General features: G+C 51.1%; 1 pseudogene. It reads right to left on the bottom strand.

Annotated features, from left to right (window positions below):
• A pseudogene (gene aceE / locus J5F18_RS05720) lies at nt 1–585 on the bottom strand (pyruvate dehydrogenase (acetyl-transferring), homodimeric type); the annotation flags it as partial.

Below are 585 nucleotides of genomic sequence, written 5' to 3'. Positions count from 1 at the left end.
CCCATGCCGTATCCTTTCACGGTCTTAGCAAGAATGACTTGCGGCCGACCTTTGGTGTTGACGGCTTTGTGATAGGCCGCATAAACCTTCACGGGATCATGGCCACCACGGTTCAGACGCCAGATGTCCTCGTCTGATAAGTTAGCAACCATCGCCTTGGTTTCTTCGGTTTTGCCAAAGAAATGCTCGCGGGTGTACGCACCGCCTTTCGCTTTGTAATTCTGATACTCGCCATCCACGCTCTCTTGCATAATCTCGGCGAGCTTGCCATCCGTATCTCGATACAGAAGCGGGTCCCAATAGCGACCCCAAATGACTTTAATGACTTCCCAACCAGCGCCACGGAAGGTGCCTTCTAACTCTTGAATAATTTTCCCGTTACCACGCACCGGACCGTCCAAGCGTTGTAGGTTACAGTTCACCACGAAGGTCAAATTATCCAGTCCTTCCCGGCTCGCCATACCAATGGCACCCAAGCTTTCTGGCTCATCGACTTCACCGTCACCCAAGAAGCAATACACGCGTTGGTTTGAACAATCTTTAATACCGCGGTCTGTGAGGTATTTCAGGAAACGTGCAGTGTAA

The organism is Halomonas sp. BM-2019, from assembly GCF_017584085.1.
Note: the sequence above shows the minus strand (reverse complement) of the source record. Positions and strands in the feature narration are given on the sequence as shown.